The organism is Microbulbifer variabilis, assembly GCF_052468405.1.
The window spans coordinates 2,236,861-2,257,490 of record NZ_CP174343.1; the positions used below are offsets into that span (position 1 = coordinate 2,236,861).

The window sequence follows — 20,630 nt, forward strand, 5'->3', positions numbered from 1 at the left end:
GTAGATTTAAGAGGTTCACTACGTCACCTCACCTAATATTTGAGCAACTCCTATTCATAACCGCGCCTTCCCTGAAGGCCCCCGGAATGAACTATAAGAACACGCTCCCCATGAGAGATATTTCCACTATTATTAATCTTTTGAAGGGCATTAAATAACTTCACAATATAAACAGACTCAATCGGGACCCCAGAGTGATCTTCGAGCATACGCTGTAACTCTCTTAATTCCGCTGAGAGCTTCCCATAGCCTCCTCCATGATATCCCCCCAACAAACACCCCATTCTTTCATTAGACAAGAGGTGAGGCACTTGCACTCCAGCCTGGATACTCTTGTTAATCTCTGAAGATTGGCCAAGCACAGCAAGCCAATGTTGCGCGCTTTTCCGAACACTCTCCCCTGCTTTTAAAACCTCAACCCCAACAACAGACGATCTCTGAATACTTGAACTAAGCCCAGCAAAGGTAGCTCCAGTCCCACAGGCTACCCAAACTTGATCAAAATCTACTGGCGCCGTGCACTCTATTACACGTCCCAATAATTGAGTACCTCGCACGCCAGCCAGATTAGAGCCCCCCTCAGGTACAAAGTAGACGCCTTGATTTTCAAGCCCCAACTCCTCTATAAAGCCCGATTCATAGCGTCGTCGAAACTGCGCTCTTGTTACAAAAATTAATTTCATTCCAAGGCGTTCAGCATCCCGTAAAGTAGCACTAAGCACCGGCGGCCTTTCACCGCGAATAATACCTATAGTATTAAAGCCAAAGCGAGCTCCAGAGGCTGCAACTGAGTGTATATGGTTTGACCAAGCCCCGCCGCATGTAACAATTGTCTCAGCCCTTTGACTTCTGGCCTCAATCAAATTATGGATAAGTTTATAAGCCTTATTTCCTGATATTAGTGGGTCGATCAAATCGTCACGCCTGACCCAAACATCCAAACCAGGAAACAAGCCGCCTCTAACCTGCTGGTATGGAATTCGAAAAGCTGCATCAGTAAATACCTGAAGATCTAGTCGGTCTAAAAAATGGGGCATCATGGACAAACCTTATAAAAAACTATTATGCCTATTGGGGGGCACCTATCAGATACATTAAACTTATTATCCGCTCTGCCAAGAGCATTTCCCCTTTACCAATTTAAACCAAAACATCAATATTCTAATTAGGCACACATCAATGTTTTTAAAACCATGAGGCGACAATTAATCCAAAAGAAATTGAGGTGTACTAAAGGACAAGTCTCCACATCATAACCAAGTCAGCCTATAGCCTGCATTTCAACTGAAAAAGGCTTCGGTACGAGTGGGCCAATATCACCATATCCAAAAAGCGGCTTCAATCTAGATGCAGTAGTTCATACAATAATTTTTCGAGCAGATGCCGTGCCAAACAATTGTCGGAATACATAAAAATAACTACAAAATGCAAAAGCTTCAGCCAGGTTCATGTGGTGCAGTAACGACAGCTAGCCTCGCAATGCGACTTCCGCATAAACCTACTTCCGGGGGAGACTGACCTGCAGCCCCTATCTTGCACCAGGTCCAATTCTGTAGTCACCTCAAATCAACAAGGAATATGAACCCACCTTAAATTACTGAACTGACAGTAAAATGACTATATATCCATAACCATACACCTCAAAGCCCCCTGAAGGAACAATCTACCTAAGAAGGGATGGGGGTGAAGATTGTCGGCAGGTATGATACTTCCGGCTAGCGGGCGGTATTTAACTAGAACTCAGGCCTTTATAGGCAGAGCAAGAAACTCAGAAGCTTGCCACATAACCGATATGACTTGTGAGTATATTAACAGCTGAAGGTCGAAAATTATTCAATATCGGCGACCACAGAAATGTTTCCCCAGCCTAAACAGCCACAAAAAAGGCCCGCACTTTCGTGCGGGCCTTTTTTTAATCTGGCGGACCGGACGGGACTCGAACCCGCGACCTCCGGCGTGACAGGCCGGCATTCTAACCAACTGAACTACCGGTCCTCGGTAGTAAACTTCTTAGAAAGAAGTTGGTGGGTGGTACAGGGGTCGAACCTGTGACCTACGGCTTGTAAGGCCGTCGCTCTCCCAACTGAGCTAACCACCCGGTGCTCTTTTCTTTAAGGGCCTTGCCCCCTTGAGCGAGGCGCATATTACCGGATTGGAATTTATTGTCAACAATTTTCGCGCCAAAAGTAAGAGTTACTAATCTTGGGCCTCTTCAGAGGGAGCAGAAACCGGTGCAGCCATCACATCCACCTCATCCACACTCACCTCCTGCATAATTTTGCCCTGCCGATAGTCAGGATCAATCAAGTGACCAGCTATCTTCACAGGGATTTCCATTGGAATTAACTGCTCCTTAGGACGCGCCAAATCCTGCTCATTGAAGTTACACACCCCAGTAGGAAAAATGCGCAGCAAATCATCAATTCGTCCAGTAATTTCTTCCGTGTGAGGACCATATACGCCTTTTGCCAAGGCTCTCTCTACAGGCTGTAATGCACACTTGAAAATATCATCAGTAATCGGTGCACCGGCCACCTGCCTGGAAGTGCTATGAATCGGGTACTCGCGCATACATTTCCCGGAAGCCAAGCCGTTCCATTCACCATTCCAAACTTCAGGGCCAGCCGCTAGTACATTGCCCTCCCGGTCAAAGCAGCGGTCGTTGGCGCCTTCAGGCCGATTGCCTACCACACCCTTCGAAGGATTATTAATAATGTTCTGCATCCAGCGATCAACTATATCGAGCGCTTCATCCACTGGGTTGTGGTCCTTGTGACTCACCCAGATCAAGTGGTTGTCTGCATGACCCCGAGCACGGCGAATACGCTCACGTGCAGAAAAAGAAGCTGAACTATGGTGCATATCGGGCTCTTTATCCAGATAGTGGCGCATATCCACTATCGGAATCTCAACATCTCCTAGAAAAACATGGCCCGACCGGTAGATCCCATTAATCGCCTCCATACTTGCGCGGCTCCGTTTTGCCGGCTTTGCAATTGTACCCAAGTTTAAATTTTGCTCGCTCCAAACAGATAGCTTCACTGGCAATAAGCCTCCGTTTAGAAACCACAACTTTTCATCACTCTGGTTTTCCTGTGCCTTCCACCCTCCAATAGATGCATTCACCTTTAAAAAGGTATCGATGCTTATATCCCCATTTACCAGTGCCTTTAAACCATACTGAACACCTTCATTATCCCAAGTACTATTGGCATAACCATTCTCTCCAGCGCCATAGAATTGACGCAGGTTCTCCCAATGAGTCCAGTGGACATTATCTACAACAGAGGTAGAAAAACTCTTAAAAAAATGTACAAAGTTAGGGTTATTAACCAAGGGCACTAGCCCTCGCCACCCTTCCACACACTCCGTTGCCCCTCGAGCTCGGTTCCTATAGCGGCTATCAAATAAAGAAGCTGCAACGTTGATCATGTGGAAGCGACTATTCACTTCAGGGTTCGCAGCGAGCCCCTGAAGAATTGAACGCTCCTCTACACTCTTCCAGCGAGGATTATCGGCATCCTGCACATCAAAGAAGTATTCCAGCGGCTCACAATCGAATGCGTAGATAGTCTGAGTGACCATATCCGGATACGAGTAGAGAGGGATTGCAGCATCCAATAAACCAGGGGCATTTTGGGCAAACAAGTACTGCTGGATAGCCCCCCCCGATCCACCTATACCCACTGTATACATTGGCTCGCCATAAAGGGCTTCGAACTGCTTCTTTAATCGACGCGCTGTATCCTCCGCCAGCCACATATTGTAGTGGTTGCGGGTTTGGTTTGCTGTCGAATAAACAATTGCATATCCACGCGCCAACTGATCCACTCGCCGCCTGGTTACATCGCCTTTATTGAGGTTACCTTGGCGCCCCCCAATACCGACACCTCCCCTAAATTGATAAATCAACCGCCGGTTCCAATTGCTGCCATTAGGTGCCTCTGCAGTTTCCCCATCCCCCCGCAAAGCAGCAATCGCATAGAAATGCCGATTAATAGTGCCTGTCTCTACGCGTATAATGAAATCCACTTGGCGCCCATTTACAGTCACTTTATCAATATCATTTCGCGCCTCAAACAGATAGCGAAACTTTCCATCAGTTGTACTGCGATAGAAATAGGTAACCTCAGTTGCATGACTACAGTCGCGACTATACCCAATAACTTCCTTTGTTTTTTCGCCTGCCTCATTCAGCGTAAAAACAGGTACCCCCTCTTTCACCTGGTTATCGACCAACGGCTGTTTATTCGTAATGGCATTTCTACCGCAAAAGAATGGATACTTGGATGGACCGGTAAACAGGGTCTCCACAGGGCCAACTTCACCTATCGAGATCGGAAATGGAAAGTATTCTGGCGGGCGAGACATCATCCTCGGATGAGGACCAGTATATGCAGGTGTAGGGTCATAATTTAGTGCGCCACTAGGCACCCCCAGTACAGGAGCATCTACTTTTCCATGTACTTTTGGCAGCTTCTCATACGCAACCCACGCAACTGCTCCCAACACAGCCAGCAAGAACAAGAAAAAAACTGAGAGAAACCATGCTCCCCTTGTCGACATAAACGCCTCCACAGCCGTCAACTTCTGTATCTGGTACAGGTTGATTATATGAAGGGATAAGCAAGGCAGCCGCTAGTTGGCGCCGGTGAGGACATCTAGGGCCAAAGTATCAGTAGCCGGAAGCAGATATCTTATCTATGGAAAGTCAAATCAAGTACTTATTGAAAGTTAAAAAGGAGGCGCTATGGCCCCCTCTCAAGACGAACTTAAGGAAATAAATTAGCCTTTAGTGATGACGCCTTTCTCCTGCAATGTAGAGATAATTATCTCCACTTCTTGTTCAAGAGTCATTTCAGCAGTGTTTAGGTGTAATTCAGGGGAGAGCGGGGCCTCATAGGGATCATCAATGCCTGTGAAACCTTTGATCTCTCCGGCTCTAGCCTTTTTGTATAACCCTTTCGGGTCCCGCGACTCAGCCTCTTCAAGAGGACAATCCACAAAAACTTCTAGGTAAGGAAGATCGCCAGATTCGTGTATTTTTCTGACTATGTCACGATCATCACGGTATGGACTAATAAAGCTACTCAATACCACAACCCCGGTATCTGCAAAAAGCTTGGAGATCTCACCTACCCGACGGATGTTCTCCTGTCGATCTTCAGCAGAGAAGCCAAGGTTGGAGTTGATACCCAGGCGAATATTGTCCCCATCCAAGCGATAACTTAGCACGCCCCTAGCGGCCAGAGCCCTTTCTACAGCAACTGCCACAGTGCTCTTGCCAGAACCAGACAAACCAGTGAACCAAAGGGTCGCGCCTTTATGACCAAGGATTTCCGCCCTTTTCTCCCTAGTCACTTCACCCTCATGCCAATGAACATTGGTCGCTTTGCGTTCAACTGTAGTAGTCACCGATCACTCCAAGATTTCACATACCATTCCTATGCACCCCACCATTAGCACCAAGTACCAACTAGCGGGGAAGTTTGGGCGCCAATTATCAAGGATTCAAGGGGATGACGTAAAGGGATTGCTTATAGCTATTTTGGGGGCGGAGGTTCATCCAGTGAATAATAAATGACGAACTAAATTGCCCCAAAAGCCAAAAAAAAGGAAAAAACGACTACTTAGAAAGGGAGAAATTCCCCAATTCCATTGGATAGCCCCAAAATTACTCTCCCAGGCTCAACCACCAACTCAGCTAGACTTCACCCACCTAATATAAGGTCGCAGTATCCATAAGCTATGGGGAGAGGTCCAAGATGGGGCGAATCATCATATTATGCGGTGATTTTACTGAAGATTATGAACTGGCAGTTCCATTCCATTGCCTGAAGATGCTTGGACATGAAGTGAAAACCACTAGCCCTGGCAAAGTTGACGGCCAATACATCACTACATGCATCCACGACTTCAACGATCGCTATCAAGCGGTTACAGAGTGGGAGGGGCACCGATTTATGGTTGATAGAGCATTAAGTGGGGTAGATGCGAATGACTACGATGCTATCATACTTCCCGGAGGTCGCGCCTGCGAAACCTTGAGAAACGATCCACTCGTCAAATCACTAGTAATAGCTTTTGCAGAATCCCAGAAAGTCGTAGCGACAATCTGTCGCGGACTCCAGATTCTACTCGCCACGGGCCTAATGAAAGACCTACCAGTAACTGGTCACCCTGTATGCCAGGCTGAGGCAAGCTTAGCAGGGGCACACTGGAAAAAGTTGAGTTTTGATGAGACGCTTGTTAACAAGAATTTCGTGATGGGCACAGAATGGCCAGGGTTATACGCATGGCTTCGTGATATTCGGACAGCTCTAAAGAGTGAGTCTCCCAGCTAACAACTAGGTAAACCCATTTTAAGTATCTTTGTGAGTGCTAGAGAAAGCCTCTTATGTTATCTCTTGCTGACTGGCCATCGCTGCCCGATGAAAAGATCGAGTTCTCAAGCTTTGACAGAAATCATCACGTCCAACACGGCCCCTGTAACAGCGTGTGTGGCTCGACCCATTGATTCTATCTGAAATATAATTACTATTGCGCGTCTGATCGAAGGTACTCTAAGCCATAACATGTTGAGCCAGCCCTCAGCTGGGCACCTCAAATAAGGTAGCTTCCAATTAGGAACTCGTAGCTTTATGTGGACAAATTTCGGCTACAGGTGAGGAAAAGAATTGCCTTTTGAGTCACCCAAAAAATTAAATAATCTATTATCAACGAAGGAATAAAATGAAGTACTTCCTAGATGCGCTTAGTAAATATGCAGACTTCTCTGGACGTGCCCGTCGCACTGAATTTTGGATGTTTACCCTGATTTATTTTGTACTTTCCATCGGTATAAGCATACTAGATGTTGTGCTTGGTATCGGGTTCCTTGCAATCTTATTTGCCCTTGCAATGCTAGTCCCAACTATCAGCATCACTGCACGCCGCCTACATGACACTGGTAGAAGTGGTTGGTGGCAGCTTTTGAGTCTGATACCACTTATTGGCGGAATAGTTCTAATTATTTTTCTAGTACTTGATAGTACAGAGGAGAATAAATGGGGTATCAGCCCAAAATTTGCATAATTGACATGTAGGCAAGTTAAATTATTGATGTGGCCTAGACTCAAATCGGCCACATCATTCCTCTCACTCTAGGCCTAGCCTTTACAAAAACTATTAAATATCTTAAAAGTTATAGAATTTTGCATATCCTCGATATAGCTATGCAGACTCGAATCCCTCTTGAGCATCTTGCAATGCCTTGAACTAATAAAATAACCTGTGAGGTATGGTGGACTATAAACCAAAAGCGGCCCCTTCTAACATTCATCTATTTTCCAACCCCACCCCTGCCGCCTCCCACTGGATATTTAATTGGAATCCAAACCATCCGTAATCAATTAACCACTTATCACAAGGACAACACCGCCAAACCGGAGTTAATACAGCTCTAATCTCTTAAGCCCTGCATTATGTATGGGCTCTTTAAGGCTCCCATAGAGAAACTCGTAATCAGCCTTAAGCCGCCTATCCACGTCGTTGGAAATTAGAGCAATCATGCAATATGTCTTTCAAGCAAACAAGTGCAATAAAGCCCCGTTAATCTGGTTAAAGATATCGGGGTCGTGCTAACCTCTGACTCCTATAGGTAATTGAAAAACCCTACAATTCATGGGGTTTGGCTTTGAGAAAGGGGGTATTAGCCAATGGCAAAGAGCGTTTTGGATAGGTTCAAGATTCGCAAGGGAAAGGTTTTTGAGGCACCGCTGGAAGAAGCATTTGGCCGCTTGGTTACTCCATTTGAAGAGTTCATCCATCGCCAAAGCAGTAGTGGGATTTTGCTAATGCTATCAGCACTGGCAGCGCTTATTATCGCTAACTCCCCTCTTCAAGATACCTATAAACACCTACTACATATGCCTATCAGCTTAGGTACAGGTGATTGGGAGCTTTCTCTGTCTTTACACCACTGGATCAATGACGGCCTGATGGCCATCTTCTTTTTTCTAGTAGGGCTGGAGCTTAAACGTGAATTTCTTGTAGGAGAGCTCTCCGACCTGCGTCAAGCTGTATTGCCTGTAATGGCGGCTATCGGCGGCATGCTAGTACCTGCTTTAGTTTATACCTCTTTTAATATTGGCGGAGAGGCAGGGCGTGGATGGGGTATCCCCATGGCTACTGATATTGCTTTCGCAGTAGGATGCATTGCGTTACTAGGGAACAGAGTTCCCCGTGCAGTGGTCACTTTCCTGGTTGCCCTAGCTATTGTTGATGACCTCGGCGCAATCCTCGTGATCGCCATCTGGTATACCGAGCAGGTGAACGTTATAGCTCTAATCGCATCTGGAAGCCTAATTGTAATAATGGGGCTTCTTAACGCTGCCGGCGTACGTCGATCATCAGCCTACGTATTCCTTGGGATACTATTGTGGTATGGACTTTACTTAGCAGGCGTTCATGCCACGCTTGCAGGCGTCATTACCGCTATGGCATTACCTGCCAAGCCAAAATATGATCCTGTTGCTTTTAGCACATTTGTAAAGGATATTATCCGCAGCTTTGACCGCTGCTTCCGCCCAGGTGACAAGATTATTGCCAACGATGCACTACGCGCGCGTGTTATGGCCCTGGGTAATGGCGTGAGCCTCGCCCAATCCCCCCTGCAGCGTATGGAAACCCGTTTACATATCCCTGTTGGCTTTCTTGTAATCCCAATATTCGCCCTCGCTAATGCTGGCATCCCATTCGATAGCTTTAGTAGCTCAGCGGCAGTTTTTAACCCAGTTACTCTTGGAGTTATAGGAGGCTTGGTCTTTGGTAAGCTCGTGGGTATTGTGGGCGCAACCTGGATTGGCTGGAAGTTAGGATGGGGGAGATTACCCAAGGCAGCTAATTTTCAACATATAATCGGTGTGGCATTGCTCGCAGGTATCGGCTTTACCATGTCAATCTTTATCGCCGAGCTTGCGTTTAGCTCCCAGTATGAGCTACTAATTCAGGCCAAAGCTGGCATTCTACTAGCCTCTGTAATAGCTGGAACCGCGGGCTTTCTAGTATTACGCAATGCTCCTGCGACCACTACCACTGATGATGAAGAGGCTCAAGGCGACGACTTCGATTATCCAACTCAATCTTTATCCCAGTAAACATTAGCTTTAGCGCAACCTAGAAAAACTGAATCAAGCACTCCTTTGGCCGAGTAAATCCTTGTTACTCGGCCTTTCAATTCTACGTTCTGTAATAATTAACCATGATAACAAGCGCACGCTGAAGTTAATGATCGAGATCACCACTTAGCAAGGTTTAACCATAAAACCAGCATCGCTGCTTCCATAGTAGCATTCAGATTTTCCAAACCTGCCCAAAACCTTTCTACGTAAGGCCAAGCTAAACCAATAGATTAAACCCCGACAAAGCTATACGCACAGTATTTCTCTAGCTCCAGGAAGTTAAATTCTGACTAAAGTTACATCACAATGCGCATGATTCACTATACCATTTGCCGTAGATCCAATAATAGAACTCAACCCTTTCTTGGAATGAGTACCCAGCACGATTAAATCTACCTTCCTCTTCACAGATTCCTTACATATGATTTCGTAAGGTTTTCCTACCTTAAGAGCCCTGTTCTTTTTGGAAATACCAAAATCGGATGCGATATCTTCAAATTTCGGCAGAGCACTCTCCTTTAACTCCTTCTGATAATCCCTCGGCAAGAAGCCATAAGGCAACACATTTAGAACAAACAATTTACTTTCAAATTTCTTCGAAAGCTCTACCGCTTTTGAAAGAACAAGCCTGCCTTCATGTGATGCCTCTATAGCACATAGAATGCTCTTATACATCTTTTAATCTCCTATGGTATATTAATGCTCTTCATGGAAAAAACACCTAAACAAAACCACAAAATCAAAATTACCAGTACATTAACCAGTCAAAATTTGACCGCCCCTCCCTCTATAACCCCCTTGGAAATCATGTAGAATTTATCATCATTAGATCAAAATCACGAGTTAATTAGCCAAAAACAATAAAACGACTTCAGCAATAAAATCATCGCTGCTTGGACATTCACCTCGAAACTAAAACCCCTATGAAACTTTTACTATCCTGAACCAAGAATATCATGTAGGCTTAAAACAGTATAAGCTTGTTAAAATTAGAGCAATAACAAAAAGTTACTCCCTGCTAAAAAACTGAGTTTTTAGCAATATAGAGAAGGGTAAGTTGGATGAGGCAATTATGATTAGAGCTTACAGCATTACTATTGAACGCAAAAGCCAAGCAGAGAAGTATTTATCGTCAAGAAAACTTATGCCTAGCCTAGGAGTTTTCCACTCTTAACTAGACTCTCTATTCACAAATATGAAATCAGATAAGCCGAGAGCGCTGACTTCATAAAGCCTGATATAGATAAGACCCGATTAAGATGCCGTACATCATCAAGGTTATATCGAGAGGCATAGTATATAGACTTGCGACCTTAAAGAAAGTAAATTTAAACCTAAAGGCAGCTTATAGCTTTAGGCATCTCGGCGTAATTAATGAGCCGCAAACCGCGAGAAAATATACCTCCTAGACCGGGAGCCAACAGCACCAAAATACCAATAAAACCACCTACCACTGCGTATCTATATTGCAAAGTGTACTCTCACCCATACAGACTTCTATGAAGATGGCCCGCTGATTTTACAACAACCATTGGCAATCAGGCTTCATGGATCAAAAGTTAAAGCTGCCAGTGATGTTAGAGATAGACCTCAGAAGGGAAGTGGCATAAAACCCATATCTATACAAAGAAATACAATCAACAGCTGATATGTTTATCATGCCTAAATCGAAAATATCCAGGGAAAGTAAATATTTTAGATTAACCTTCGCTCTTCCTGCCTTCCGGTTTCGAAAACATCGAAACACTCACTTCTATAAAATTCAAGCTTTTTGCCACCACCTGCTCTCACCTAAATCAAAACACTAAGATTTGTGAGCAATTTTTAACCAAGATCCCTCACAGCTTTTATCCCCTCACCTGCCATCTCAGTATCAACCCCAAACCCAAACATCTCGACAGGCTCTCTGTGCCGTCAATCTAACAGTCGTTCGCTAAATTCAGATCAAACTAATTGACATTTTAAACACTCTTAATTTCGTTTTACCATTAAAAATTAAACGTTACACCATCTTTCTGTAAGCATGATTCGCTCACCCCAAAATAGTGCAGACTTCCTAAATTTTGGAAAAAACTCAGGATCCCACCCCCGATATCATCAATTATCCAAGCCAGATGAATAATGTAAAAATATGTTTAGATAGCTTCCACAAGAGCAAGCTTGGCCAGTTAGCATGTCAATTTGGAAGATAGACTTAGAAATATCCAAAAAATCAGATTAAGTGCATACCGCCATAGATGGCTCAAGATCAAAAAAGGAACCACCCAATTCACCTTATTGATCAATTATCTTGGCTTAAGATGAATATAGTAAAGTCGAAGTAAAATCTACTTTTGATTACAGCTATGTGCAGTTGTTCAATCCCCTACATATCTGTTTCTCATATAATTGCCTGATTATTTGCACCTATTCACAACTCTGCATCGGAGTCTCAGGTAACCAAGCCAGAATCTAGCAGACCGGCACAGGCTTTTAATTAATGGAAATATTTCGAACTAACAACTACTTCCACTTGTCCAAATCACAAATAGCTTTTAAGTTTACATATAAATCTCAACCATAAAGATTGAAAGTTGGTAGAAAGTATGCTATCCATTTGTTAGCAGCTATAAAATTTTATCAATAGGAAGTATCATTCGATGAAAAATAGTAATATATTTTTACTGATTATAATCACTGCGATGGTTTCTAATTTTGCTACTGCTAATAAGCCCTCCCCATCGGAGGCTTTGGCTGCTCGGCCTCTACATTCAAACAACCTCTATAACAGTAAGCTGCCTAACAATGCCCTACCACTATCCTCTATAATTACCATTTTAGAGCAGCATGATTATACACCAATAGACATAGAGTTTATGGATGACCACTGGGCCATTAAAGCCTATAAAAACTACCAAAGATTTGAGCTGAAGGTAAACCTTTTTTCTGGAGCTATTCTCTACGAAAGAATTAGCAGCCATTAGGTTGCACTAAAAAAGGTGGGAGGTTATAAATATTCACCATTTTAAGTAAATTCAGGGTACGCCTCTTCAAAAAGCCTATATTTAGCTTATGATTACTGCGAGGTTTCAGCTAATTTTTAAGCACTTTTTTGCCCAAAATGCTATATTATCAAAGTGTTTCACTCTGCACTTGGTGAGAGTTCTATTTTTTAGCACACAAACAAACTGTATATATAAGCACCACTTAACTCAAAATTTAATCATCCATACCCCATCTTCCAATAACTGAAAGTTTAAGGTTGATTAATAAGATACTCTTAGGACCTCCCGGCATAGACAAACAACCCTGTATATTTATTAACCCAAAATACAGTGACGTACATATAGGGCTGATTGATACCTTAAGCAACCCCCACCCTTAATCAGCTGTCTGCATATTAAGTCATACAGATTACTATGGCGAAGCCGGTAAGGGTCTCCCACTAACCATGGATATTACTTCTTTAAAATCAAAAGAAACCTACTTAAAACCCCTTTCGCTAGATAGCCTTCACGAGCTTATTCACGTTATACTTCTGCCGTCCATATTCAGGGGTTTATGTGTGTCTAATTATAAATCGAGGGTAAATAGAGGTATGATGAAACTAGTTGGTAGCTCAATCGGAGCTTTGTCTTTTCTATTAGGCTCAAGCAATATACTAGCGTATGGAGATGGCGACGACCCTCTCTGCAAATATGGCTGCCTTATGTCGACTAGTGCAGAAGTTACTGAAATACGAACATACACTCACCAGGCTGAACTAGTCGTCGCCGTTGACACGGGGTTTGAAGAGTGTCCAGAAGGTGGGTTCGTTGCTAAAGACTCCATTAACCGTATGGAATTAACATCGCTACTTTTGAGTGCCTTTCATTCTAAAACTCCAGTAAAGCTTCAGGTCTATAAAAGCAATGAATGGTATGCTTCGGAAGGAAAGACACATTGTATGATTAGAGCTGTTAGGCTGTACCAGAAATAGTATTAGATGGCAGCTGTAGCTGCCCGCGATCCCAGGGGCGCTATATTTACAAATAGATATATCTATCTTTCAGTTATCTATGCCAGCATAAAAAATCATCATCGAGAGCTAATTTAAAGTATTTATAAAGTTTAAAAAGAAATTTTTTATTATTTCAATAATGACAACCCTTTCAGCTCTCTTTACACAATCATATGCATATTTAGAATGTGGCTACATCGATGTAAAAGGTATCACAGTGCAAGCAACTCGCGATAATGGTAGTGCTTTTGTAAATACATTACGTACACACGTAAATTATCAGGGAGATTGTAGCGGGGTTATGTATACCTACCTTAAAAATTCAAAAGCTTCTTACCCAAGGGTTTTATCTACAATATTATCTGCACAAGCTTCAGGAAAAAAGTAAGTGTAAATGTTAAAGAATCAAGCGATATATCTTCAAATGCACATGAAATTGAATGGATTAACAATTGGGAATGATGAAATTACCATTGGGTTAATTGGTATCATAAGCTGCGCATAGCAGACAGTTAAAATCAAGCAGCCCCAGATTAGGTCAGTGCTACTTTTCTGCTTAACAGCGCGGCACACGTGTAATCTCAAATTGTATACATTTAGGAATCTGAACATGTTAAAAAAATTAGTTTTTAGTTTTATGATTAGCGGGATATCTATGAGTTCTTTATCAGCTTCTCAGGATATTGAAATAACAGGTATAGGCATAAGTGAATCTACGAAAACTGTCTATATAGGCGTTTATCCAAGCATTTCTGATACCCCATGCAGTGGAAGCTCACAAGTAAGAATTTCTCTTGCCAGCAGCTTCACTGCTAAAGAAGTGTATTCAGCTGCATTAACTGCTTTTGCTAGCTCAAAAACAGTCAATATAGGATACGATGATTCAAGCTCAGCAGAGTGCCTGTTAAACAACCCAATAATACAGACGCTCTACATTAAAAAATAGCCCCGGAAATATTTGAAAATACGTTATCAAAACTAACAAATGGAGAAACACTGATGAGAAAGATTATTTTATTTAGCCTTTTCCTATCAATGGAAACCTTAGCAAATGGCTGGAGCGGAATTCGGGATATTGAAATGATACAGCAAAGGGAGTGCTCATCGGAGAATAAAGGCTTCGAGATTACGTTCAAAACTGATCACAAAAACCCTGACAGCTGCTCCAACCCTCGAATTGTTAATTTATCTTGCACACAGCCAGGTTATGAAACAATGGTTTCCATGGCGTTAACAGCATTGGCCACAGGAAAAGGAATTGATACCTGGGTTGCCGGTTGCGACTCAGAGGGACATGCAAGAGTAGCATCAATGACATTACGGCCATAGATTAACTAGGACAACTTTTGGTTATTGACTTCATTAGCTACCTCTCACGGTCAACCAAAATAAATAGGAGAAAATATGAAAATATCTATAATATTACCTTCAATTATTATAATGTTCACATCAGCACTGGCACATTCAGGGGCTTCGACAGAAGGGGGAATTGAACGCCTCTATTCCCAAGAAGAAGGTAATGTTGTATTCTGTTTAGAAGAAGGGTTTAACGATGCCGCGAAAAGTAAGCGCCTTACTTACAATGGTTTTACAGGTACATCCACTTCCGCTGACCCCATCTTAAAACCTACTTTACTGTCAGCTAGTATAGCAAAGAGAAAAGTAAAGTTACTTTTAGAAGGCTGCCAAGGCTCCTGGATAAAAAATTAAAGCCACCTACATAACCGAATAGCAAAACAAACCTCGACAACAGAGACTCTTTGAGCAGAGCGACTTGTATTGAGATCCAGTCGTCTCTGCCTAGAGTTAAATACTTATGAATATGGCCTACACTTAGCAATAAAGTCACCATCTTCAGGAAATCCTCAACTTATCTTTAAAGATAGGTCACACGAGAGGCTTCCAAATTTTCAATGTTTTCTTAGGACTATCAGTTCCTTGGTAGCTAAGAGTATTTGGCGAGAATACAAATCCATCACCACTGACAAGTACTGCCATTGACCCTTAACCTTAAGGTAAGTTATGTCAGGAACCCAAACTTGATTATTGCTTTTAGGCACAGCTCCTTCCGATCTAAGATTCTCCCCAGAGGCTAGGAAACGCTTTATGCCTGGTGCCCTACGTGTCACTCTCGTAACTCTGGCTACGACTCCTAATTCCTGCATCAGCCGGGCTACGCGCTTACGGCTAACTTCATAGCCCTTGGTCAGCAGGGCTTTCCAAATTCTTGGACTACCATAGCGCCCTGCAGAGTCATCCTAATCTTTTGAATCTGAACCTTTAGATCATCATCTTGGTGTTTTCGGTGCGATCGCGGCCTCTTCAGCCAATCATAATAGCCACTGCGCGATACTCCTAGCCACTGACAAGTTCTTTTGATACCTAGTTCTGATCCAAACCTCTGGATAAATCGATATCTTGCTGATGTTCCTCCGCAAGAAACCGTTGCCACTTTTTTAGCAAATCAAGCTCCTGCTTTAATTTACGATTCTCCGCCTCCAAACGCTTTACCCTAGAAAGTTCCTTTTCTTTTCTAGAGACTACATCAGTAAGCTTTCTTCGCTTATCTGCCAAAATCTTCCCTTCCTGAAACGCTTTTCACCATCGTGACAGCATGAAAGGGTGAATGTCGAGAGTTTTAGCCACTTCCTTAACTTGAATGCCCTCTATCAAGCTAAGCATTACCGCTTTCACTTTGAATTCGTTTGAATACTGCCAAGTCTTTCTAGGTTTGTTATATTTTGGCATAAGACACCTCGTCTATTTGACTTTGGTGTCCGTTAAAACGGGGCAAGATCACAGTCCGAGCAGTTGCACTTGTTAGCCATTATTGGCATCGTAGCTCCAGCTGGAATTGATTTTTATGCTCTGGACATCTAAAGAAATAAACCAGTCTAACGTATTTCCACCTGATACTCGCTTCATCTTCAGCATCCACTTGAGCGTAAAATATCATCTCTGAGTTACACTCAGTACAGAAACCTTGAACGAAGCGAGGGTAACCGCCTAAAAGCGTCGCATAGTCATTTAGGCAACCGGCTCTCTCTACAGCTTCTTCATACTCTCCCCAAGACGAATCGTCATTGATCTTGCAATATAAATCACTTACTTCTTCGGAGGCAGAATCAAGTCCTTCCCGGTCAGGGAGAACCTCAACAGATGAATATTTTACCTTACAGGGTGTGGGCGCGAACTCATCATTCTTAGTTCTAGTTATTTCGTTAATTAAAGATTCATTGTACAGCTTCACTAACCATTACCTCTTTTCTTCATCGCCAAGCTCCCATGGAAAGCATTCATTGCAATAATAGAAAACGAAGAGCTGTTGTTTTGCTTCACTGTGAATTTGGGCGATAAAAGTCAGCTCTTTCTTTCAGGTCGGGCATGACGGCCTAGTATCTCTTGTCTCAGCATAGGGTAACCCATCAGACTTAGTTTGACAGGAAACAACTGAAGTAGTCTCATCAATTATTTACAGCAGGTTATATATCTTTGTCTAAATAGTAACCAGAGATAGTGAGCCATTGACTAAAATCGGCTGGTTCAACTCCCCGCTCTTGAACACATTTTACCCATAATTAAATCAATAAATTAGAGGAGGGTCTTTCTGTCGATGTCAGCCATGGCTCCATAGTTTGGTCCTTCGTACCGGCGATACGGCCATTCCACCACTGAATACGACGGCCGGAAGGGAAGGCTGGGACACAAGGGCGCCCCAGCCTGCCAGCGGTTTAAAACTTAGTCAGCACTTTTTGTGAAATGCAGGCTGTCTTTCACCCGAACCCCGGTATTTGGGTCAGTTACATACCAAGTCAGCTCATAATCTCCAGCCTCAAACCAAGCAGGTATGTTTAAATAATTTCGAGTGTAGTCCTTTGCCTCAGAATAATTCAGCACGACATCCCGTGATTTATGAATGGGATAATTATCGCCGTCAGGAAATTTGAGCACACTCCATTGCTCAAGTGTCACCAACGATTGTGAAGAGTCTAAATTACGAATACTTGCATCATAATTGACTCTTCCTCCATAGGAAGGAACTGAAAATCCGGCAGGTTCATCAAGCACAATCGCCAACTGAGTGGCAGAGACATCACCCTCTATAACCAGCTCAAAATCCCAGAACTCCACATAACCACCGGACACATTGAATGTAAATTTACCCTCTCCATCAAGAAAATTTTTCGCCAAAATGCTAGTTTCACCTTCACAGAAGCTAATGTTTACCATCTGCTTGACAGGATTGGGGTTTTCCGGAGTTGGAGCATCGATAAAATAAAGGAGTGGCTGCGCATACGCTTGAGAGATAGGCATAGTGAAAGGTCCTGCTGGTTCACTTTCTACTCTGAAAAATGCTGCGCTTGCATCTCCATCTTTAACTTCCGTGTTGATACAAATTTTTTCAATACTATCGAATTGATAGCCAACATCTAATTTAACCTCGTATTCAATTCCATCTTCCATTTTAAATGGAAACGGCTCACCCAGGTCTATTTTTGTACTAATCGCTTCTGCCTGAACTAATGTCGATGTGCAGATTAAAGTGAAGCCAGCGATGGAATTTTTAAATACAGTCCTTTGCAAAGAACTGTTCTTATTTAGTTTTTTCAAAATTACAATCCATTACATACATTATAAGGTACGACAATATTTCGGACAGTTTTTTAGGACCAAATGCTGATAAATCAATACCTGTTCCTTGACAACCTATATTTTCCGTATGTCTTGGTAGCTCCAATCTGCGAAAAATTACTTTTATAGGTTTACTGGACTAATACTGTCGGAAGCATTGTATTTCACCCTTTCATACCCATCCAAAATTTTTTCCTCTTTAACCGTACCAAATAAAACAAAAATAAAGAAAACCTACTAATTAATCAGTTATTCCATTGAGTATTATTTAACGCGGATAACAATTGTGTAACCATCTCGGCTAATTCGCTAACCGTATCCCCGGTAAGACGATGCTTTTAATCACCCACTCAGATAGCCATAGCTGCAATTGAACTATATACAGCCAGACGATTTGCCACTTCGACAATGCAGTCAAATACCTGGCCTGCTACATGATCGGCAACATATACCGGCTGGCCTGCATCGGTCTGCAGAGTTTTGGTGGTTACATAAATGCTGAACATCAGATCACCGGCACCATCGGTCTGTACATTGTTCTGATCATCAATAACGGCAATGGTGCATTTAAGCACTGCATCCGCTTGAGCATCGCTATTGACGAGCTAGATGGACAGAGTTACCGTTTCGCGCACAATAGTGCCGGCACTGTGGCCGTCGCCGATGGTGTAGGCGAATTGCCAAGCCTGAAGATTTTGTACGGTTATTGGGGAAAGCTGGACATTATCTATTCCTTTGCTTAATCAGATTTATGCACGCCGTGAAGTGAGCTAGCTGCCCTGAACAGCCAACCCAGATCTTTCCAGACCCGGAACCTGCGACGTAAGCACTGCACTTATGCGGCAGGTTTAAAAACTGACCTTGCGGAACATTAATAGCCGCTCTCATTTCCCTCCCGCGTTCTTGCATCCTTGACCTCGAATACGAATTTGTCGGTGGCATGTAGGCACCGTCACTGGCTTGGTCAGGGTTTCGTTGCCGCTTTTCTCCTTGCCGGTTATGAAGCCAGGCTAAGCAAGCAGTTGTATCTGGTGGATAATGCTCAGTATATTCCTGAACAATGGGGTTGCCGTTGTGCTGCATTATCTTTACAGCTTCATGGCTATAGCCGCAGGCCCTTCGAAAGAGACTCTCCGTCACGTTAGAATCTGCCAAATTTTTCCCCTTTTTATGGACTCAAAAAATTCGGAATGCTTATTCTTCCAATTGTTGATTGTTTGCTCTGTTACCTCGAAGAATTCGCCTAACTCTTTGTCAGTCAGACCCAGCTTGCAGAGCTTCTCAGTCTTCTCAGCGAATTCCTCCCTATAACTGATTCGCCTTGCTACTATTCTCCCTCTCTCAATCAAACACTCCAACTTGCTATCAATGCGCTGGAGTCGGGTTCTGATTTCATCTTTGAATTCAGCTATATATTTTTGCTCCAGGGCGAGCATGGCTGGTTCATGTTCTATTGCCTGAGGATTTGCAGTTATACCTTTCTCAACATCAGAGCCCCATATGAATAAACCAGCCACCAATAAGATAATTCTGGTTATTTGGGTAATCGATATGTTTTTACTAAGGTGTCAATATTCTGCTGCTTGGGTCATAGGCTTTACCAGGTAGAATTAATTTTTAACAAAATCTGATCGATATAAGGCTTGTTTTGGGATCAAAGAGGGCCTCAATTGCAGGCCTTCAGATGTCGAAATTTCCGGCAGCTCTCGTTCTAAAACAAATGGCCAAACTCTAAAAATTTATGTCCAATTCATAAAATCAACTAAGCAATATCCAAGTACATTCCTCATGTTAGAGCTAGGTTTGGGAAGTAAGAGAGAAAGCCTACTATTGCCACTTAGTTTTGCTTTACATAGGAGAATTACTATGCCATTCAGCGAGCCATGGAGAAGATACTGTTCCGGAGACTTTTTTTATGGATTTTCGGGAAGTAGAGCGAGGCTAATTCAGCAGCTAACGCAAAGAACCATGCAGGGTTTTGCCAGTAACAACACGGTCGCATGGCTTGACCAATTACTAACCGGTACTGCTGTACACGATTGTCATTACTTAAATGAAGACTTTAATAATTTCTGTCGTAGTAAAGAGAAATATAAATGTGTTGTATCAGATGATTCCAGTATAGAGCCACCCCAAACAGGGGAGGAATCTGTAGACAACAAAAGGTTCAGAAGAAAGAGCAAAGCTGGAATCGAATTCTTAGTAAAACACCATCACTTCATACATTTTGCAATTGACTATGATATGGATTGGAATGCCGTAATTACCAAACCCGGACAGGGAGAAGGTATGGTAGAAGCAAAATTTCCATTTGAAAGAAAAACAATGTATCAGTATGACTTCGGTGAAGGTTTAAAAAACCGTGTTATTACATATGCAGAAATAAGATTTATCTTTAGAAACAGGAATGACGCAGATTTCATGAAACGAATACAGTTTTGGTATCGAGATACCGCTAACCCTGATAGCGCGTTCAGTCCTGAAGCCCCTCCTTGGGAAAGATACCCTGATATCTGGCAAAACTATAAACCAAAAAGTGAAGCTTGATTAACTGACAACCCTTAAAAATCACTATTTATGGTTTGTCCGTCTGAGTACCATGCGTTTTGTGATATGAACGCATGGCACCTATCCCGAGCATGGCCGTTATCATTGAGAACAGCCCACCAGTTTCTAGCACTGGCGGTCGAGTCACCCCAGTACGTATTGAGCCCTTAGCGCTGTAGATAGCCCAGCCCCAACAGAGCAATGGATATAAAACAAACTGATAAGCGAGAGCCAAGCCCCAACCCAGCCAATCCAGGGATGCCGGCCAGCGACAAATACGCTTTTGTGCTGGACTCCAGCTTTGTCGACCT

The 20,630-nt window shown here is 43.0% G+C and carries 18 protein-coding genes, 2 tRNA genes and 1 pseudogene; 9 read left to right on the forward strand and 12 right to left on the reverse strand.

From position 1 onward, the window contains the following. Window positions 1-50: 50 nt before the first annotated feature. The 5 genes from ACJJJB_RS10120 to cysC all read right to left on the reverse strand — a co-directional run bounded on the left by ACJJJB_RS10120 (window position 51) and on the right by cysC (window position 5,415). Window positions 51-1,040 carry a 1-aminocyclopropane-1-carboxylate deaminase/D-cysteine desulfhydrase gene (locus tag ACJJJB_RS10120; RefSeq protein WP_445366183.1) on the reverse strand — a complete coding sequence of 330 codons (990 nt, stop codon included), beginning with the start codon at window positions 1,038-1,040 and terminating at the stop codon, window positions 51-53. Window positions 1,041-1,918: 878 nt separating this feature from the next. Continuing rightward, window positions 1,919-1,995: transfer RNA gene (locus ACJJJB_RS10125), tRNA-Asp, on the reverse strand. 27 nt (window positions 1,996-2,022) lie between these two features. Beyond that, window positions 2,023-2,098: transfer RNA gene (locus tag ACJJJB_RS10130), tRNA-Val, on the reverse strand. Between the two features lie 98 nt (window positions 2,099-2,196). Beyond that, window positions 2,197-4,566 (reverse strand): DUF6351 family protein, encoded by a 2,370-nt coding sequence (locus ACJJJB_RS10135; RefSeq protein ID WP_353376412.1) that lies wholly within the window; start codon window positions 4,564-4,566, stop codon window positions 2,197-2,199. Between the two features lie 219 nt (window positions 4,567-4,785). After that, window positions 4,786-5,415 (reverse strand): adenylyl-sulfate kinase, encoded by a 630-nt coding sequence (cysC, locus tag ACJJJB_RS10140; protein ID WP_445366184.1) that lies wholly within the window; start codon window positions 5,413-5,415, stop codon window positions 4,786-4,788. Window positions 5,416-5,765: 350 nt separating this feature from the next. Here cysC and ACJJJB_RS10145 point away from each other — a divergent pair, with 350 nt between their 5' ends. The 3 genes from ACJJJB_RS10145 to nhaA all read left to right on the forward strand — a co-directional run bounded on the left by ACJJJB_RS10145 (window position 5,766) and on the right by nhaA (window position 9,137). Then, a complete protein-coding gene (locus ACJJJB_RS10145) occupies window positions 5,766-6,344 on the forward strand; it encodes a DJ-1/PfpI family protein (protein ID WP_445366185.1) in 579 nt (192 codons plus the stop codon). 388 nt (window positions 6,345-6,732) lie between these two features. Beyond that, window positions 6,733-7,074 (forward strand): DUF805 domain-containing protein, encoded by a 342-nt coding sequence (locus ACJJJB_RS10150; protein WP_353376416.1) that lies wholly within the window; start codon window positions 6,733-6,735, stop codon window positions 7,072-7,074. 623 nt (window positions 7,075-7,697) lie between these two features. Beyond that, entirely contained in the window at window positions 7,698-9,137 is a 1,440-nt protein-coding gene (gene nhaA, locus ACJJJB_RS10155; protein WP_445366186.1) for a Na+/H+ antiporter NhaA, read from the forward strand. A 303-nt stretch (window positions 9,138-9,440) separates the two neighbouring features. On the opposite strand, the gene ACJJJB_RS10160 is transcribed toward nhaA, so the two are convergent. Then, entirely contained in the window at window positions 9,441-9,836 is a 396-nt protein-coding gene (locus ACJJJB_RS10160; protein WP_445366187.1) for a universal stress protein, read from the reverse strand. 1,964 nt (window positions 9,837-11,800) lie between these two features. Here ACJJJB_RS10160 and ACJJJB_RS10165 point away from each other — a divergent pair. The 4 genes from ACJJJB_RS10165 to ACJJJB_RS10180 all read left to right on the forward strand — a co-directional run bounded on the left by ACJJJB_RS10165 (window position 11,801) and on the right by ACJJJB_RS10180 (window position 14,850). Then, window positions 11,801-12,124, forward strand: a complete 324-nt coding sequence (locus ACJJJB_RS10165; protein WP_353376417.1) for a hypothetical protein — start codon at window positions 11,801-11,803, stop codon at window positions 12,122-12,124. A 1,626-nt stretch (window positions 12,125-13,750) separates the two neighbouring features. Further along, window positions 13,751-14,086, forward strand: a complete 336-nt coding sequence (locus ACJJJB_RS10170) for a hypothetical protein (RefSeq protein WP_444946605.1) — start codon at window positions 13,751-13,753, stop codon at window positions 14,084-14,086. Window positions 14,087-14,139: 53 nt separating this feature from the next. Continuing rightward, the gene (locus tag ACJJJB_RS10175) at window positions 14,140-14,469 is read left to right on the forward strand and encodes a hypothetical protein (RefSeq protein WP_282953242.1); all 330 of its coding nucleotides are present in this window, start codon (window positions 14,140-14,142) and stop codon (window positions 14,467-14,469) included. A 75-nt stretch (window positions 14,470-14,544) separates the two neighbouring features. Next, complete coding sequence (locus tag ACJJJB_RS10180) at window positions 14,545-14,850, forward strand: hypothetical protein (protein ID WP_444946604.1); 306 nt, start codon at window positions 14,545-14,547, stop codon at window positions 14,848-14,850. A gap of 200 nt (window positions 14,851-15,050) precedes the next feature. Here ACJJJB_RS10180 and ACJJJB_RS10185 read toward each other — a convergent pair. The 5 genes and pseudogenes from ACJJJB_RS10185 to ACJJJB_RS10205 all read right to left on the reverse strand — a co-directional run. Next, window positions 15,051-15,383, reverse strand: a pseudogene (locus tag ACJJJB_RS10185) (IS3 family transposase); the annotation flags it as partial. Between the two features lie 139 nt (window positions 15,384-15,522). Next, on the reverse strand, window positions 15,523-15,714 hold the full coding sequence (locus ACJJJB_RS10190; protein WP_353376419.1) for a hypothetical protein: 192 nt from the start codon (window positions 15,712-15,714) through the stop codon (window positions 15,523-15,525). 24 nt (window positions 15,715-15,738) lie between these two features. Continuing rightward, entirely contained in the window at window positions 15,739-15,888 is a 150-nt protein-coding gene (locus ACJJJB_RS10195) for a transposase (RefSeq protein WP_020411064.1), read from the reverse strand. A 79-nt stretch (window positions 15,889-15,967) separates the two neighbouring features. After that, window positions 15,968-16,390, reverse strand: coding sequence for a YwqG family protein (locus tag ACJJJB_RS10200; RefSeq protein ID WP_020411225.1), 423 nt, complete (start codon window positions 16,388-16,390; stop codon window positions 15,968-15,970). A 488-nt stretch (window positions 16,391-16,878) separates the two neighbouring features. Continuing rightward, on the reverse strand, window positions 16,879-17,751 hold the full coding sequence (locus ACJJJB_RS10205; protein ID WP_245556637.1) for an RbmA family biofilm matrix protein: 873 nt from the start codon (window positions 17,749-17,751) through the stop codon (window positions 16,879-16,881). Window positions 17,752-18,206: 455 nt separating this feature from the next. Between ACJJJB_RS10205 and ACJJJB_RS10210 the strand changes: the two genes are divergently transcribed. After that, on the forward strand, window positions 18,207-18,515 hold the full coding sequence (locus ACJJJB_RS10210) for a hypothetical protein (RefSeq protein WP_444946603.1): 309 nt from the start codon (window positions 18,207-18,209) through the stop codon (window positions 18,513-18,515). Window positions 18,516-18,908: 393 nt separating this feature from the next. Here ACJJJB_RS10210 and ACJJJB_RS10215 read toward each other — a convergent pair whose 3' ends face one another. Beyond that, window positions 18,909-19,289 (reverse strand): hypothetical protein, encoded by a 381-nt coding sequence (locus tag ACJJJB_RS10215; protein ID WP_445366188.1) that lies wholly within the window; start codon window positions 19,287-19,289, stop codon window positions 18,909-18,911. A 349-nt stretch (window positions 19,290-19,638) separates the two neighbouring features. Between ACJJJB_RS10215 and ACJJJB_RS10220 the strand changes: the two genes are divergently transcribed. Continuing rightward, window positions 19,639-20,319, forward strand: a complete 681-nt coding sequence (locus tag ACJJJB_RS10220; protein WP_353376423.1) for a hypothetical protein — start codon at window positions 19,639-19,641, stop codon at window positions 20,317-20,319. The last annotated feature ends 311 nt before the right edge of the window (window positions 20,320-20,630 follow it).